This window comes from Radicibacter daui, assembly GCA_030657355.1.
In the GTDB taxonomy this organism is placed as follows: domain Bacteria; phylum Pseudomonadota; class Alphaproteobacteria; order Radicibacterales; family Radicibacteraceae; genus Radicibacter; species Radicibacter daui.
Genome location: CP131057.1, coordinates 354,259 through 369,274 on the forward strand (window position 1 = coordinate 354,259; position 15,016 = coordinate 369,274).

11 protein-coding genes are annotated in these 15,016 nt (G+C 64.1%); 8 read left to right on the top strand and 3 right to left on the bottom strand.

The features are described from left to right. Nucleotides 1-19 precede the first annotated feature (19 nt). Together glmS and glmU are read right to left on the bottom strand one after the other, a co-directional pair. Nucleotides 20-1,843: a glutamine--fructose-6-phosphate transaminase (isomerizing) gene (glmS, locus tag QTL98_RS21430; RefSeq protein ID WP_445682852.1), complete on the bottom strand. Its 1,824-nt coding sequence runs from the start codon at nucleotides 1,841-1,843 to the stop codon at nucleotides 20-22. Between the two features lie 61 nt (nucleotides 1,844-1,904). Further along, on the bottom strand, nucleotides 1,905-3,266 hold the full coding sequence (gene glmU, locus QTL98_RS21435; protein ID WP_445682853.1) for a bifunctional UDP-N-acetylglucosamine diphosphorylase/glucosamine-1-phosphate N-acetyltransferase GlmU: 1,362 nt from the start codon (nucleotides 3,264-3,266) through the stop codon (nucleotides 1,905-1,907). Nucleotides 3,267-3,563: 297 nt separating this feature from the next. On the opposite strand from glmU, the gene QTL98_RS21440 reads away from it, so the two are divergent. From QTL98_RS21440 to QTL98_RS21455, 4 genes are read left to right on the top strand one after another with little or no spacing between them, the layout of a single operon-like run. Continuing rightward, complete coding sequence (locus QTL98_RS21440) at nucleotides 3,564-5,093, top strand: ABC transporter ATP-binding protein (protein WP_445682854.1); 1,530 nt, start codon at nucleotides 3,564-3,566, stop codon at nucleotides 5,091-5,093. Between the two features lies 1 nt (nucleotide 5,094). Next, nucleotides 5,095-6,213 carry an ABC transporter permease gene (locus QTL98_RS21445; protein ID WP_445682855.1) on the top strand — a complete coding sequence of 373 codons (1,119 nt, stop codon included), beginning with the start codon at nucleotides 5,095-5,097 and terminating at the stop codon, nucleotides 6,211-6,213. Between the two features lie 7 nt (nucleotides 6,214-6,220). After that, nucleotides 6,221-7,147, top strand: a complete 927-nt coding sequence (locus tag QTL98_RS21450) for an ABC transporter permease (protein WP_445682856.1) — start codon at nucleotides 6,221-6,223, stop codon at nucleotides 7,145-7,147. Between the two features lie 44 nt (nucleotides 7,148-7,191). Continuing rightward, nucleotides 7,192-8,277, top strand: a complete 1,086-nt coding sequence (locus QTL98_RS21455; RefSeq protein ID WP_445682857.1) for a BMP family ABC transporter substrate-binding protein — start codon at nucleotides 7,192-7,194, stop codon at nucleotides 8,275-8,277. A gap of 108 nt (nucleotides 8,278-8,385) precedes the next feature. Here QTL98_RS21455 and QTL98_RS21460 read toward each other — a convergent pair whose 3' ends face one another. Beyond that, on the bottom strand, nucleotides 8,386-10,626 hold the full coding sequence (locus QTL98_RS21460; protein ID WP_445682858.1) for a TonB-dependent hemoglobin/transferrin/lactoferrin family receptor: 2,241 nt from the start codon (nucleotides 10,624-10,626) through the stop codon (nucleotides 8,386-8,388). A gap of 456 nt (nucleotides 10,627-11,082) precedes the next feature. Between QTL98_RS21460 and QTL98_RS21465 the strand changes: the two genes are divergently transcribed. From QTL98_RS21465 to QTL98_RS21480, 4 genes are read left to right on the top strand one after another with little or no spacing between them, the layout of a single operon-like run. After that, on the top strand, nucleotides 11,083-12,183 hold the full coding sequence (locus QTL98_RS21465; protein WP_445682859.1) for a hemin-degrading factor: 1,101 nt from the start codon (nucleotides 11,083-11,085) through the stop codon (nucleotides 12,181-12,183). Further along, entirely contained in the window at nucleotides 12,183-13,070 is an 888-nt protein-coding gene (locus tag QTL98_RS21470) for a heme/hemin ABC transporter substrate-binding protein (RefSeq protein ID WP_445682860.1), read from the top strand. Before QTL98_RS21465 ends, QTL98_RS21470 begins: the two co-directional genes overlap by 1 nt. Then, nucleotides 13,067-14,152: a FecCD family ABC transporter permease gene (locus tag QTL98_RS21475; protein ID WP_445682861.1), complete on the top strand. Its 1,086-nt coding sequence runs from the start codon at nucleotides 13,067-13,069 to the stop codon at nucleotides 14,150-14,152. Before QTL98_RS21470 ends, QTL98_RS21475 begins: the two co-directional genes overlap by 4 nt. After that, nucleotides 14,152-15,006 carry a heme ABC transporter ATP-binding protein gene (locus QTL98_RS21480; RefSeq protein ID WP_445682862.1) on the top strand — a complete coding sequence of 285 codons (855 nt, stop codon included), beginning with the start codon at nucleotides 14,152-14,154 and terminating at the stop codon, nucleotides 15,004-15,006. Before QTL98_RS21475 ends, QTL98_RS21480 begins: the two co-directional genes overlap by 1 nt. Nucleotides 15,007-15,016 lie beyond the last annotated feature (10 nt).

Here is a 15,016-nt window from a genome sequence, read left to right on the forward strand (position 1 = left end):
CCGTCGGTGCGCCCGGTCATTATTCCACCGTCACGCTCTTGGCGAGATTGCGCGGCTGGTCGACATCGGTGCCCTTGTGCACGGCGGTGTGGTAGGCGAGCAGCTGTACCGGCACGGCATAGAGGATCGGTGCGACGAAGCCGTCGATCTCCGGCATTTCCAGCGTCGCGGTCGCCAGCGAGCCGATGGTCTCGATGCCCTTTTTGTCCGAGATCAGGATGATGCGCCCGCCGCGGGCGGCTACTTCCTGCACATTGCTGGCGACCTTTTCGAACAGGGCGTCATGCGGGGCGACGACGACCACCGGCACGCTCTCGTCGATGAGGGCGATGGGGCCGTGCTTCAGCTCACCTGCCGCATAACCTTCGGCATGGATATAGCTGATTTCCTTGAGTTTAAGCGCGCCTTCCAGTGCGATGGGGTAGGAAGAGCCACGGCCGAGATAAAGCACGTCGCGCACATCGGTGAAGCGGCGCGTGAGGTCGCGCACCTGCTCTTCCAGATGCAGGACCTGGGCGATGCGGGAAGGAGCATCGCGCAGGGCGAGGGCGAGCCGGTTTTCATCCTCGGTCGACACGGTCTTGCGGGCGCGGGCAATGGCGATGGCCAGGCAGGCGAGCACGCTCAGCTGTGTGGTAAAGGCCTTGGTGGAGGCAACGCCGATCTCCGGTCCTGCGAGGGTATAGAGCACGCTGTCGCTCTCCCGCGCGATGGTGCTTTCCGGCACGTTGACGATGCTGAGGATATACTGACCCTGACGGCGGCAATAACGCAGCGCTTCCAGCGTATCGAGCGTCTCGCCGGACTGGGAGATGAAGAGGGCGAGGCCCTTTTCCGGCAGCGGCGCTTCACGGTAGCGGAACTCGGAGGCGATATCGATCTCGACCGGGATACGGGCGATGCGCTCCAGCCAGTATTTGGCGACGAAACCGGCCAGATAGGCGGTGCCGCAGGCGATGATGGTGATGCGGCTGAGGCTGGCGAAATCGACATCCATCTCTGGCAGGGCGATGTGGCCGGTGGAGGGGTGGACGAAGGCGTTCAGCGTGTCCGTCAGCGCCTCGGTCTGCTCGTAGATTTCCTTCTGCATGAAATGGCTGAAATTGCCTTTGCCGATCATGGCGCCGGTCACATGGCTCTGACGCACCGCGCGCTCTACCGGCTGGTCGTCGACGTCATAAACCTTGAAGCCGTCGCGGGTGATCTCCACCCAGTCGCCATCGGCGAGATAACAGATGGAGCTGGTATAGGGTGCAAGCGCAATGGCATCGGAGGCGAGATACATCTCGCCGGTGCCCACGCCAACGGCGAGCGGGGTGCCGCGGCGGGCGCCGATCAGCAGATCTTCCACGCCGGAGAACATCAGCACCAGCGAGAAGGCGCCCTGCAGGCGCTTGAAGGCGGTGGCTGCCGCATGGCGCGGGCTCATGCCCTGACCGATATAAAGGCTCACAAGATGGGCGACGATCTCGGTATCGGTGTCGCTGGTGAAGACCCGGCCGGCCGCTTCCAGCTCCCGCTTCAACTCGCGGAAATTCTCGATGATGCCGTTGTGAACAATGGCGACTTCTGCCGTGGCGTGCGGGTGGGCGTTGTTTTCGGACGGGGCGCCGTGGGTTGCCCAGCGGGTATGGCCGATGCCGATGGTGCCGCCGATGGGCTGCTCGTCCACCAGCTTTTCGAGATTGAAGAGCTTGCCGGGAGCACGGCGGCGGGCGAGTTTCCCGCCCTCCAGCGTGGCGATGCCGGCACTGTCATAACCGCGATATTCAAGCCGCTTCAGCCCGTCGATCAGCAGGGAGGCGACCGGCTTGACGCCGACGATACCGATGATGCCGCACATGCTTTTCTCTCGTCCTTCGTGCTTCAAAAATTGGCTTAAGATATGTGTTCAGATAACTGAATCAGCTTGATTTCTTTGCCGCAGCCTTCGCGGCGGCCTTCTCGTCGTGATAGCGCACCGCGCGCCCTTCGGCGGTCTTTTGCTCGCCGCGGGCAACGGCCACCGCTTCGGCCGGAACGTCGCGGGAAATAACGCTTCCCGCGCCCACCACCGCCCGGTTACCGACGCTGACCGGCGCCACCAGCGCGGTGTTGGAGCCGATGAGCACGCCGTCGCCGATCTTTGTGCGATGCTTGAGGTAACCGTCGTAATTGCAGGTAATCGTGCCGGCACCGATATTGGTGCCGGTGCCGATGTCGGCATCGCCGATATAGGTCAGGTGATTGGCCTTGGCGCCTGCCGCGAGCGTAGCGTTCTTGACCTCGACGAAATTGCCGACATGCACATCCTCTCCCAGCTCGGCGCCGGGGCGCAGGCGGGCGAAGGGGCCGATACGGCCGCCCTTGCCGATGGTCACGCCTTCCAGATGGCTGAAGGCCTGGATCTCGACACCATCGGCAATCTCGACGCCCGGGCCGATCACCACATTGGGGTGGATGATGACATCGCGGCCAAGCTTCGTATCGGCTGCCAGCCACACGGTCTGGGGCGCAATCAGTGTCACGCCGGCCGCCATCGCCGTCGCGCGCAGGCGCTGCTGGAACAGCTCCTCGGCGGCGGCAAGGTCGGCACGGGAATTGATGCCGGTGGCCTCCACCGGCTCACCTGTCACCAGTCGGGCCTCGCGGCCGGCAGCGCGGGCGAGGGCAACGAGGTCGGTAAGATAAAGTTCGCCGGTTACCGTGCTCGGCTCCAGCCGAGCCAGCAACTGCGGCAACAGGGCGGCATCGATGGCCATGACGCCGGCATTGCCGATGGGCAGGGCGCGCTCGGCGGGGCTTGCATCCTTGACCTCGACGATGCGCTCCAGCGCCTCGCCCGTCACCACCATGCGGCCGAAGGCGTTTTCCGCCGGTACCGGCACGCCGAGCACGGCAACGGCGGGCGCCGGGGCTGGGCCAACGGCGGATACAAGTTTCTCAAGAGTTTCTGCCGTCATCAGCGGCGTGTCACCAAACAAGATCAGCACGGTGCCGGCGGTGAAACCTTCCAGCGCCGGCAGCGCGGCGCGCACGGCATCGCCGGTACCGTTCTGGGTCACCTGCACCACGGTCGGGTGGGGGTTTGCGACTGCGGCGACATCCTCCATGCCGGGGCCGACCACGACGACAATGCGGCTTGCTGCCAGCGTCTCGGCAGCGGAAATCACATGCCCGAGCAGCGGCTTATGGCCGAGGCGGTGCAGCACCTTGGGCAGCGCCGACTTCATGCGCGTGCCTTTGCCGGCGGCGAGGATGATGCAGGCCAATTGGGTGCTGTTCATGTGTCCGTCTCGTTCTCTTCAGCCTGTTTGGCAGGTTTTTGAACCAGTTGAGCGTCTGCTTGCCACAGCACCCCCTACCAGTCCAATTCAACAATTGTTGCCGTTTGTTGCCGGGGCGAATTTTAGCCGCTGGGGAACCGGTCAAGGCAGGCGCGGCAAAAAATCCGGCAAATTGTGTAAAAGATATGCAATCTATCTCTCCGATCCGACCGTCGGAACCCGCCTTTGTTACCATTTCCGGACATGGCGTGGCTCTTGCGGAGGGGAAAGGTCAACGCCGTCGACAGAAGCGACCGAATGAACCTGCCGCCTTATCGCCTTGCCCTTAAAGGCATAACCAAATCCTTTCCGGGTGTCCTTGCCAATGATGCCGTCGATCTCGCCCTTCAGGCAGGAGAGATCCACGCTCTTCTCGGCGAAAACGGGGCAGGCAAGAGTACACTGGTCAAGATTCTCTATGGCGTATTGCAGGCGGATGCGGGCGAAATTCTCTGGCATGGAAGCCCGGTTGAAATCGGCAGCCCGGCGGCTGCGCGCAAACTGGGCATCGCCATGGTGTTCCAGCATTTTTCACTCTTCGAGACGCTGACGGTTGCGGAGAATGTGTGGCTCGGCATCGACAAGACCGAGCCGCTGGCGGTTGTGGCCGGGAAGGTTCGCGAGACCTCCGAGCGTTATGGTCTGCCGCTCGATCCGAACCGGCATGTGCATGAGCTTTCCGTTGGTGAGCGCCAGCGCATAGAAATCGTGCGCTGTCTGCTGCAGAACCCGGAACTCCTGGTGATGGACGAGCCGACCTCGGTGCTGACACCGCAGGAGGCCGACCGCCTGTTTGAAACCCTGCGGCGCCTCGCGGCCGAGGGCATGACCATTCTCTATATCTCCCACAAGCTGGACGAAATCCGGGCGCTGTGCGGCAAGGCCACCATCCTGCGCGGCGGCAAGCGCGTGGCCGAGGCGGTGCCGGCTGAAGAAAGCTCCCGCTCTCTTGCCCGGTTGATGATCGGGCAGGATTTTGCCGAAGCTGAACGCAAGCCGGATGAGGGCCGCATTGGCGCCAAGCGCCTGACGGTGGGCGGCCTGACCATCGCCTCCACCAGCCCCTTCGGTACCCCGCTCGACAAGGTGAGCTTCGAGATCCGGGGCGGCGAAATCCTCGGCATGGCCGGTGTCGCCGGCAACGGGCAGGCAGAGCTGATCTCCGCTCTTATCGGGGAGGAAAAAGTGCCGGTCGGCATGCTGGCGCTCGATGGCACCGACATCGGCGACAAGGGCCCGGCGGAGCGCCGCAGTCTTGGCCTTGCCGTGGTGCCGGAAGAGCGGCAGGGACGCAGCGCCGTGCCGGAGCTGACGCTGGCTGAAAATGCACTGCTCACCGGACACCAGCGTTTCTCGCTTGTGCGTCACGGTCTTGTGCAGGCCGCGGACGCAGCCAGACGCGCAGGCGAAATCATCAGCCGCTTTGCCGTCAAGGCTAACGGGCCGCAGGCGGAAGCGCGCGGACTTTCCGGCGGAAACCTGCAGAAATTCATCATTGGGCGCGAGATCGGGCAGGCGCCGGGCGTCTTTGTCGCCTCCGCCCCTACCTGGGGTGTTGACGCCGGCGCGGCGGCTGCCATTCATCAGGCCATCATCGACCTTGCGGCCACCGGGGCGGCCGTTCTCATCATCTCGCAGGATCTCGACGAACTCATGGTCATGTCAGACCGTATCTGCGCCATCTGTGCCGGACGTGTTTCTCCCGCCATCGATAGGGCGGAGGCCACGACCGAGCGCATCGGCCTGATGATGGGCGGCTCCTTTACGGTTGCCGGGGAGGCTGCCTGACATGTCTCACAAGAAAGTGCCGCTGCTCAGGCTGGAGCCGCGTGCCGAAACGGCACGCGTCATGGTCTATGCCGCTCCGCTCATTGCGGTCGTGCTGACGCTCATCGGTGGCTCTGTCCTGTTTGCGCTCATGGGCTTTGCCCCGCATGTGGCGCTCTACAACTTCTTCATTGCGCCGATCAGCGACACCTACGGCCTCAGCGAGCTGGCGGTGAAGGCAACGCCGCTGGTGCTGATTGCCATCGGCCTGTCGCTCGGCTTCCGTGCCAATGTATGGAACATCGGTGCCGAGGGGCAGCTCACCATCGGGGCGCTCTTTGGCGGCATGGTGGCGCTGGCGCTCAATGATCTGACAGGCTGGTATATCCTGCCGCTGGAAATCATCGCCGGCGTGCTGGCCGGCATGGCCTGGGCGGCGATCCCGGCCTTTTTGCGCACGCGCTTCAATACCAACGAAATTCTGGTGAGCCTGATGCTCACCTATATCGCCCAGCTGCTGCTCAACCTGCTGGTGCACGGGGTGCTGCGTGACCCGGCGGCACTCGGTTTTCCGCAGTCGAAGGCCTTTTCGGATTCGACCCTGCTGCCGACCATTCTTGACGGCACCCGCGTTACTTCCAGCACCATCATCACCCTCCTCATCGTCGGGATAGCCTGGGTGGTGGTGGCAAAGAGCTTTGTCGGCTTCCAGATCCGCGTGGCAGGCCTTGCCCCGGCAGCGGCACGTTATGCCGGTTTTCGCCAGCCGCGCCTTGTGTGGATGACCTTGCTGGCCGGCGGCGGTCTTGCCGGGCTCGCCGGTATCTTCGAGGTGGCGGGGCCTATCGGCCAGCTGCAGCCGACGATTTCGCCGGGTTACGGCTTTACCGCCATCATCGTGGCCTTCCTTGGCCGCCTGCATCCGCTCGGCATCCTGCTGGCGGGGCTTCTGGTGGCGCTCAGCTATCTGGGCGGTGAGGCGGTGCAGATCAATATGGGTATGCCGCTGGCGGTAACCGGCGTGTTCCAGGGCATGCTGCTGTTTTTCCTGCTCGCCTGCGATGTGCTGGTGAGTTACCGGATCCGCTGGCGTGGGACCGGACAGGGAGCAGTAACGGGTGCCCGGGCGGCGAAGGGGTAAGGCAGCGATGTTTCTCGACACAACCGGCGCCATCATTGCCGCGACCATCATCGCCGCCACGCCTCTGCTGCTTGCCGCCATCGGCGAGCTGGTGACGGAGAAGTCCGGCGTGCTCAATCTCGGTGTCGAAGGCATGATGCTGGTGGGCGCGGTTGCCGGCTTTGCCGTCGACAGTGCCGGCGGCGGCGCCTTTGGCGGCCTCATCGCCGCCATGCTGGCCGGCGCCGCCATGGCCGCGCTTTTCGGTTTCCTGACACTTTTCCTGCTGACCAACCAGGTGGCGACGGGCCTTGCGCTCACCATGTTCGGCACCGGGCTTTCCGCGCTCGCCGGGCAGGGTTTTGTCGGCACCACCGTGCCGCGTCTCGGCAAGATCGATATCCCGCTGCTGAGCCAGATCCCGCTTCTGGGGCCTGCTTTCTTTTCTCACGACGCGCTGGTTTACGGCTCCGTGCTCATCACCGCGGCGGTCTGGTATTTCCTCTACCGCACCCGCGGGGGCCTTATCCTGCGCGCGATGGGGGAGAGTGCGGATGTGGCGCATGCCATCGGTTATCCGGTGATCGGTATCCGCTTTGCCGCCGTGCTGTTTGGCGGAGCGATGGCGGGGCTGGGCGGGGCCTATCTCTCGCTCGCCTATACGCCGCTCTGGGCGGAGAACATGACGGCGGGGCGCGGATGGGTCGCGCTGGCGCTCGTCGTTTTTGCCACCTGGCGGCCATGGCGCGCCATGCTTGGTGCCTATATCTTCGGCGGGGTAACCATTGCCCAGCTGCATGTTCAGGGAATGGGGGTGTCGATACCGCCGCAGCTTCTCTCGATGCTGCCGTACGCGGCCACCATCGTCGTTCTCGTCATCATTTCACGCGACGCAACGCGCGTGAAACTCAACGCGCCGGCGGCCCTGGGCAAGCCCTTCCTGCCGACGGCGTGACAACAACAGGTTTAACAGCAAGCTCCAACAGGGGAGAGCAAGTGATGAGCAAGAGCATCCTGTCGCGGGTCCTGGGAACGGCTGCCGCCGTGGCCCTCGGCCTCGCCGCCGCAGGCGCCCATGCCGACGGCAAGGTCAAGGCCGGTTTCATCTATGTCGGTCCGCACAATGACGGCGGTTACAGCCAGCAGCACGACATGGGCCGCCTTGAAGCCCAGAAGAACCTCGGCGACAAGGTCGAGACCTCCTATGTGGAAAGCGTGCCGGAAGGTGCTGATGCCGAGCGCGTGATCCGCCAGATGGCCGCCTCCGGTGCCAACATCATCTTCACCACCTCCTTCGGCTTCATGGATGCGACCATCAAGGTTGCCAAGCAGTTCCCGAAGGTGAAGTTCGAGCACGCCACCGGCTACAAGACGGCTGACAATGTCGGCATCTACAATGCGCGCTTCTATGAAGGCCGCGCTGTCATCGGCACCATGGCCGGGCGCCTGACCAAGACCAACAAGATTGGCTACGTCGCCTCGTTCCCGATCCCGGAAGTTATCCAGGGCATCAACTCCGCCACGCTGGCTGCCCGCGCGGTGAACCCGAACGTCACCATGAGCGTGGTATGGGTCAACAGCTGGTATGATCCCGGCAAGGAAGCCGCCGCCGCCCAGGCCCTGATGGACCAGGGCGTGGACGTCATCATGCAGCACACCGACAGCCCGGCGCCGCTGCAGGCCGCTGCGCAGCGCGGGTTCTGGGGCTTTGGCCAGTCTGGCGACATGCACCAGTACGCGCCGGACGCCCAGGCGACCGGCATCGTCGACCATTGGGGCGACTATTACACCCAGCGCATCCAGGCCGTGATCGACGGCACCTGGAAGCCGGACAACACCTGGGGTGGTTTTGCGGCCAACATGGTCAACCTCGCTACCTTCTCCGACAAGCTGCCGGCTGATGTGAAGGCGGAAGCGCTGAAGGTTGAGGACGATATCAAGACCGGCAAGCGCCACCCCTTCCAGGGCCCGATCAAGAAGCAGGACGGCTCCGAGGTTATCCCGGCCGGCAAGACCCTGTCCGACGACGAGCTCTCGGGCATGAACTACTATGTCGAAGGCGTGATCGGCACGATCCCGAACTAAGACAACGGTTCCTCCACCTTCGGGCCGGAGAAACAGGAAACCCCGCCGGACCGCTCCGGCGGGGTTTTGTTTGGGCGCCTTGAGGGAAGGCGACCGGAAGGGGTGGTCTCAGAACTTCACGGTCGCGGAGACCTTGAAGGTGCGGCCCGGCTGCGAATAGTAGTCCTGCTGCAGGGTCGTGTCGGACGGGATGTCCAGCGGGTCGTAGTAGGTCTTGTCCAGCAGGTTGTAGACACCGGCCTGCAGGGTCACGTTCTTGAGTGGCTGATACCAGCCGGTGAAGTCGACAGTGGCATAGCCAGGCGTCTTCTGGACTTCCGTCTCGGCCTGATCATGCGCCATGGCCAGGGTCAGGTAGGAGTCGACACCCCAGTTTTCCTTGGCATAGCCGGCATTCAGCATGGTCTTGAAGGCCGGAATGGTGTCGATGTAGTCACCGCTGTCGTCATCCTCGCCATAGGCATAGGCCAGCGAGCCGGTGGTATGGAGGCCGTTGTCGAACTTGTAGTGCGCGGTCGCCTCACCGCCATAGATCGTGACCTTGTTGCGGTTGACATATTCGGTGACCCCGAGCGGGAAGTCCGTCGTGGCACCCAGGCTCTCAGTGTCGATGAAGTTGCGGTACTTGTTGTAGTAGCCGGAGAGGCTGCCGCCGAACTTCTCGTCGCCCAGATTGGCACCGATTGAGTAACCGTTACTGGTCTCGGGCTTCAGGTCCGGATTGCCGAGGCTGACATAGCTGCCGACACCGCCATAGGCCTGGTAGAGCTCGTTGACGGTCGGCGCGCGGAAGGCTTGCGCCCACTGGCCGTAGAGCGTTACCTCGGGAATCACATCCCACTCAGCCCGCAGCTTGGGCGAAATCTTGTGGTCGGAGCTTTCATCCGGCAGGCCGGTATAAGCGGCGTTCCCGGTGAAGCTGGCGGTTTCCTGCGGCTTTTGCTCATACCAGTCGAAACGGGCTCCGGGGATAAGGCGAACGGTATTGTCCACGAAGCCGATCTGGTCCTGGGCGAAGAGGCCCAGGGTCAAGCCTTCCACGTCCGGCATGTCAGACTGGTTGTTGTGGAAGAAAGCGCAGGAAGCGGGAGTCGGCGTCGTTGTGGCGCAGCTGTCTTGACCCGCCGCATATTGTGAATCTTCATTACGGTCGAGGTTACCGCCGAAGGAGAGCTTATGAGGCGCCAAAGCCTCAAATTCCTTCACTAGGGTGCCATTCAGGCCATACATCGTGGTTTCACGGTCGGCGTCACGGCTATAATCGCCGACAACACCTGTGAGCCGGTAGGTACTGATATCGTCGCCGAGCTTGACGCGTTGCCAGTAGACATTGGCATTGGCTTCATCGAACCAGCTTCTGCCATCAGAGGACTTGAAATCGTAGGAGCCGGAAAGGCGCTTGCGCTCGACCGTCTTGTCGTTGTCGTAATTGCCGACACCATAGGTCGCGGGAGCCACCGTGAAGAGTGAGGCCTCGTCGTCGCGGTGGAAGATTTCACCGGTAAGGCCCAGCCTGGTGTCGTCGCCGACATACTGGTTCAGCTTGGCGAGGAAACTTTCCTGATCATAGTCGTCGGGATTGGCCGCCGTGCGGACGGTTGGGCCGGCGCCCTTGTCGTCACCCTTGTTATCCGTTTCATGGCCGTTCTTGTACCCGCCCTGAACCATCAGGTAGGTGTTGTCTGCCCGGCCGGCGAGGGCCTGGTTGAGGCTCCAGCTGCGGTCCGTGGTGTCGATCGCTACTTTGCTGATGCCGCCAAAGGTGGCGTCGCCCTCAAGAATATCCTCCGGGTCCAGCGTGCGCAGGGCCACGCTTCCCCCCAGGGCCCCGCTTCCCGCGACGCTTGAATCTGAGCCGCGGACGACATCAAGCTGCGACAGGCTGGAGAAATCGACCGTGTTGGCGCCACCGCTGTAGCCGCTGACTCCGGGGTCGCCATTACGCACGGCGTCCGTGACCCAGGGCAGCGGAATGCCATCGATCGTCATCGCTACACGAGGGCCGTCAAGGCCGCGGATATTGAAGCTCTCGCTGGTGTTGTTGTAGCTCACACCGGGCGCCAGACGGTCGACCTCGGTGTAGCTGTCGACCTGCTTGGCGTCGATCTCATCCTTGGTGACCGTGATCGTGGCCGGCGTATCGGTGGCCGGGGTCACAACGGTGCGGGTGTCCTCGACAACGACTGGTGCGGTAACTGCGGCGCCGCTGCTGTCGGTCGTCGCCGTGGATGCTGTGCTGCCGGTGCTCTGCGCTTTGGCAGCGGTGCCATAGGCGGTGACAAGGCTGAAGGCGGCCAGCGCCAGGGAGCAGGCGGTTGCTGACAGCAGCCGGTCTTTTTCTCTTCTCATGATGTTTGCCTCGCAGTCGGTGCCCGGCACGCCCTCTGCCGGCACGACGCATTCCCTTGGGAAAGGGAAGGAGTGGGCGGGCGTGCAGTTGATTATCGTTCGCAACAAAGTGCGTAGTGCGAATGGCTCGCATTTGCGGATCGTGTCAACAAGGCTTCGGGAATAAGGCCGCATGCAGGGCGCGGGGGCGGGCAGCGTGGCGAAAGCGCAACGGCGATAGGGAAGAATTTTCTAATGAATCTGCGGCCTTTGGGCAGTTTTTCTGATTTTGGGGCCATTGGCTGAAACGCCGCTCAGGGCCGTTGACACCCTCTCCGGCTGCTGACAAGAAATCAGCAATGCGAGTCATTCGCATTAAAAATTACCTCGGCCAATGCTCCCCGGGACGCTGGCCGGGACGCTTTGGCCCGGGCTGACACATCGCTGCTGGCGCCCGTTTTCATGGAGGCATTCCGGATGACCCTCGTTTCCCCCGCGCCGCAATCGGCCGACCTTCCTGCCTCCCGTCTGGAGACGCTGCGCCGCCAGCGTCACGATCTGCTGGCGGCCGATCCGAAATTGCGGGCCCGCGATGTCGCCGAGAAACTCGACATCAGTGAAGCCGAGCTTCTGCTGGTCGATCCCGCCAACCGCGTGACCCTGCTTTCCGGCGAATGGCTGGAGATGGTGGGAGACCTTGCCACGCTCGGTCCGGTCATGGCGCTGACGCGCAATGAAGAGGCGGTGATCGAGAAGGTGGGCACCTATGGCAAGCCGAGCGGCAGCCACAGGGCCGCCGTCATCATCAACGGTACCATCGACCTACGCCTTTTCACCAGCCGCTGGCATCTGGCCGCTGCTGTCGAGGTGGGCGTGGGAGATGCCACCCGCCGCAGCATCCAGTTCTTCGACCAGCATGGCGTTGCCATGCACAAGGTCCATGCCAGGCCGGAAACCGATCTTGCTGCCCTTGCCGCTTATATCGAGCGCTGGAAGGCGCCGGTGCAGCCGCATGAACTGACGCTGGAGCCGGCACCGGCCAGTGAACGCCCGGCGACTATCGACCTGGATGTGCCGGCCTTCCGCGAGGCCTGGCTCGGCATGCGCGACGTGCATGAGTTTTTCGGCATCATCAAGAAGTTCGGCGTGCCGCGCGAGCAGGCGCTGAGGGAAGTCGGCCCCGACCTTTGCCAGCCGGTGCCGGTATCAACCTTCCGCGAAGCGCTGAACCATGCCGCGAGCACCGGCCTTTCCATCATGATCTTCGTTGGCAACTCCGGTTGCATCGAGATCCATACCGGCCCTATCAGCCGTGTCGAGATCATGGGCCCCTGGCTCAACATCCTCGATCCGGGCTTCAACCTGCATCTGCGCGAAGATCTGGTGACCTCGGCCTATGCCCTGCGTCGCCCGACATCGGAAACCTGGCTACACAGCCTCGAGCTTTACAACGCGAACGGCGAGCATGTGCTGATCATGCTGGGCGAGCGCAAGGCGCATGATCCGGAACTGCCGGAATGGACCGCGCTGGTCGAGAAGCTCGCCGGGTTCGCCCCGCTTCCGGAAGGTATTCGCTGATGCGCACCCTGCCGCTGAAGGGCAGTCTTGCCCTGATGGCCCTGCTTGCGGGACTGGCCGCAAGCAGGGCTGTTGCCGACGAAGCCGTGCGGGTGCCGGATGCGGCCCGCATCGTCAGCGCCGACGGTTCGGTGACGGAGATCCTGGTAGCACTCGGCTATGAGGACAGGCTGGTGGCCGTCGATACCACCAGCCTCTACCCGCCTGAAGTGACCCGGCTGCCGAAGATCGGCTATGCCCGTGCCCTTTCCGCGGAGGGGCTGCTCTCGCTGCATCCGGATGTGATCGTCGCCGGCCATGATGCCGGTCCGCCCGAGGTGCTGGCACAGGTGCGCGCCTCTGGCGTGCCGCTCGCCCTGACACCGGCGGCCGAGGATGGCGAGAGCCTTGCCGTCAAAATCCGGGCGGTAGGTGAAGCCGTGGGGGCGGACGCTGCGGCCGATAGCCTGGCGGCCGATGTCGAAGGCAAGCTGGGCAAGATCGAGACGCAGGTGGCCGCAGCCGGCACCCGGCCCCGCGTGCTGTTTCTGATGAGCGCGGGGGAGGGGGCGCCGCGTGCTGCCGGGGCCCACACCAGTGCCGCGGCGATGATCGCCCTTGCCGGCGGCATCAATGCCGCCGAAGGCTATGACGGTTACAAGCCGATTTCGGCCGAAGCCGCTGTGGCGACCAAACCCGATTACATCGTAGTGCCCAGCCATACCGCCGCTGCCTTGGGTGGGGCGGATAAGCTGGCCCAGCTGCCGCAGCTTGCGCTGACGCCGGCAGCGCAGAAGGGCAACATCGTGGTGATGGATACCATGTATCTGCTCGGTTTTGGCCCGCGCACGCCGGATGCCGTGGCCGATCTGTTCCACGCCCTGCATCCGGGCTCCGGCCCGTCATGAGCCGGATGGCGCTCGATACTGCCGCGCAGCCGCTGGCTGCCTGGCGCCTCGGGCGTCGGGGCCGGTTTGTGGTGCTTGGCCTGATGGTGGTGCTGGCTTTTCTCGCCTCCATCAGGCTGGGCGCGGTTTCCGTGACCGGAGCCGATATCGCCGGAGCGCTGCTTTCGCCGCTCGGCATCACCCTGCCGGGGGCGGATGCCGGCACGGTCGAGGTGCTGAAGATCATCCGTCTGCCGCGGGCGGTACTGGCCCTTTTTGTCGGCGCCGGGCTTGCGGTTGCCGGCGCGGCGCTGCAGGGGCTCTTTCGCAATCCGCTGGCTGACCCGGGGTTGATCGGCGTTTCCAGCGGGTCTGGCCTTGCTGCCGCCCTGGTCATCATTCTGGGCGCGTCCTTCACCTTTCTGCTGCCGCCGCCCATCCGCCCGGTGGTCCTGCCGCTGGCGGCTTTTGTCGGCGGCTGCATCGCAACGGTGCTGGTGTTCCTTCTGGGTACCCGGCGCGGCGCCAGCAGCGTTGCCCTTATCCTGCTGGCCGGTGTTGCCGTCGGCGCCATCTGCCAGACCGGCATTGGCCTGCTTACCTATATCAGCACGGATAACCAGCTGCGGACCTTCGCCTTCTGGAGCATGGGCAGCCTTGCCGGCGGCAACTGGGCCGGCATGGCGCCGGCGCTTTTCCTGATCGCTGTCGGCGTTGCCGTTCTTGCCCGCCAGGCCAGCGCCCTCAATGCCTTCCTGCTGGGGGAGGCCGAGGCCTGGCATGTCGGCATTGATGTGACCCGCCTCAAGCATGTGACGATCATCATGAGCGCGCTTGTCGTTGGCGCCTGCGTTGCGGTTTCGGGTGGTATCGGGTTTGTCGGGCTCGTCGTGCCGCATCTGGTGCGCATGATGTTCGGCCCCGATCATCGCACCCTCATCCCGGCCTCTGGCCTGATGGGAGCAGCTCTTTTGTCGCTTGCAGACATTATCGCCCGTCTGGCCGTTATCCCGGCGGAGCTGCCCATCGGCATCGTCACCACGCTGGTGGGCGGGCCTTTCTTCATCTGGCTGCTGCTCGGCCAAAGGCGAAAGATGTTCTGATGCTGGCCCTGCGGAATATCCATGTGCGGCGCAATGGCCGCGACCTGCTGGCCGGTGTCGATCTCGATGTGCGGGCGGGGCAGGTCACCGCCGTGCTCGGCCCCAATGGTGCCGGCAAGTCCACGCTGCTTTCCGTCGCCGCCGGGACCCTGCGACCGGAAGGTGGCACGGCCCGGCTGGAAGGGCGTGCCTTGTCCGGACACCGCCCGCTGGAACTGGCACGGCGCCGGGCGGTACTGCCCCAGCGTGAGAGCCTGGAATTCGGTTTCACGGTGGAGCAGGTGGTGGCGATGGGGCGCATAGCCTTTGCCCGCGACGGCAACCCCGCGCTTGACCGCGAAGCGGTAGCTCTGGCGCTGGAGGCGGTGGACATGCAGCACCTCGCGGCGAACCCCTATACCCAACTTTCCGGCGGCGAGCGCCAGCGCGCCCAGCTTGCCCGCGTACTGGCGCAGCTTCACCATACCGGGGGACCGCAAGGGCTGCTGCTGCTGGATGAACCTTCCAGTGCGCTTGATCTTTCCCACCAGCGCCAGCTGGTCCTCGCCATGCGGCGGCTGGCCGGTGCCGGCTGCGGCGTGCTGGTCATCCTGCATGATCTTGGCCTTGCCGCAGCGGTCGCGGATGAAGTGTTGGTGCTGGCGGAAGGGCGGGTGCGGGCGTGCAGCACGCCGGAGGCGGTGCTGACCCGCGAGCTTGTTGCCGACGTCTATAATGTACCGGCACTGGTGCGGCAGGATGCCGCGCTCGGCCATGTGCTGGTGCAGCCTGTATGGCGCGAGGGCGCGGGAACCGGCGCTGCCTCTGTGGCGGCTCCCACACAAAAGGCATTTCTGGCCGCCGCGGCCGAATAGGCCCCTTGCC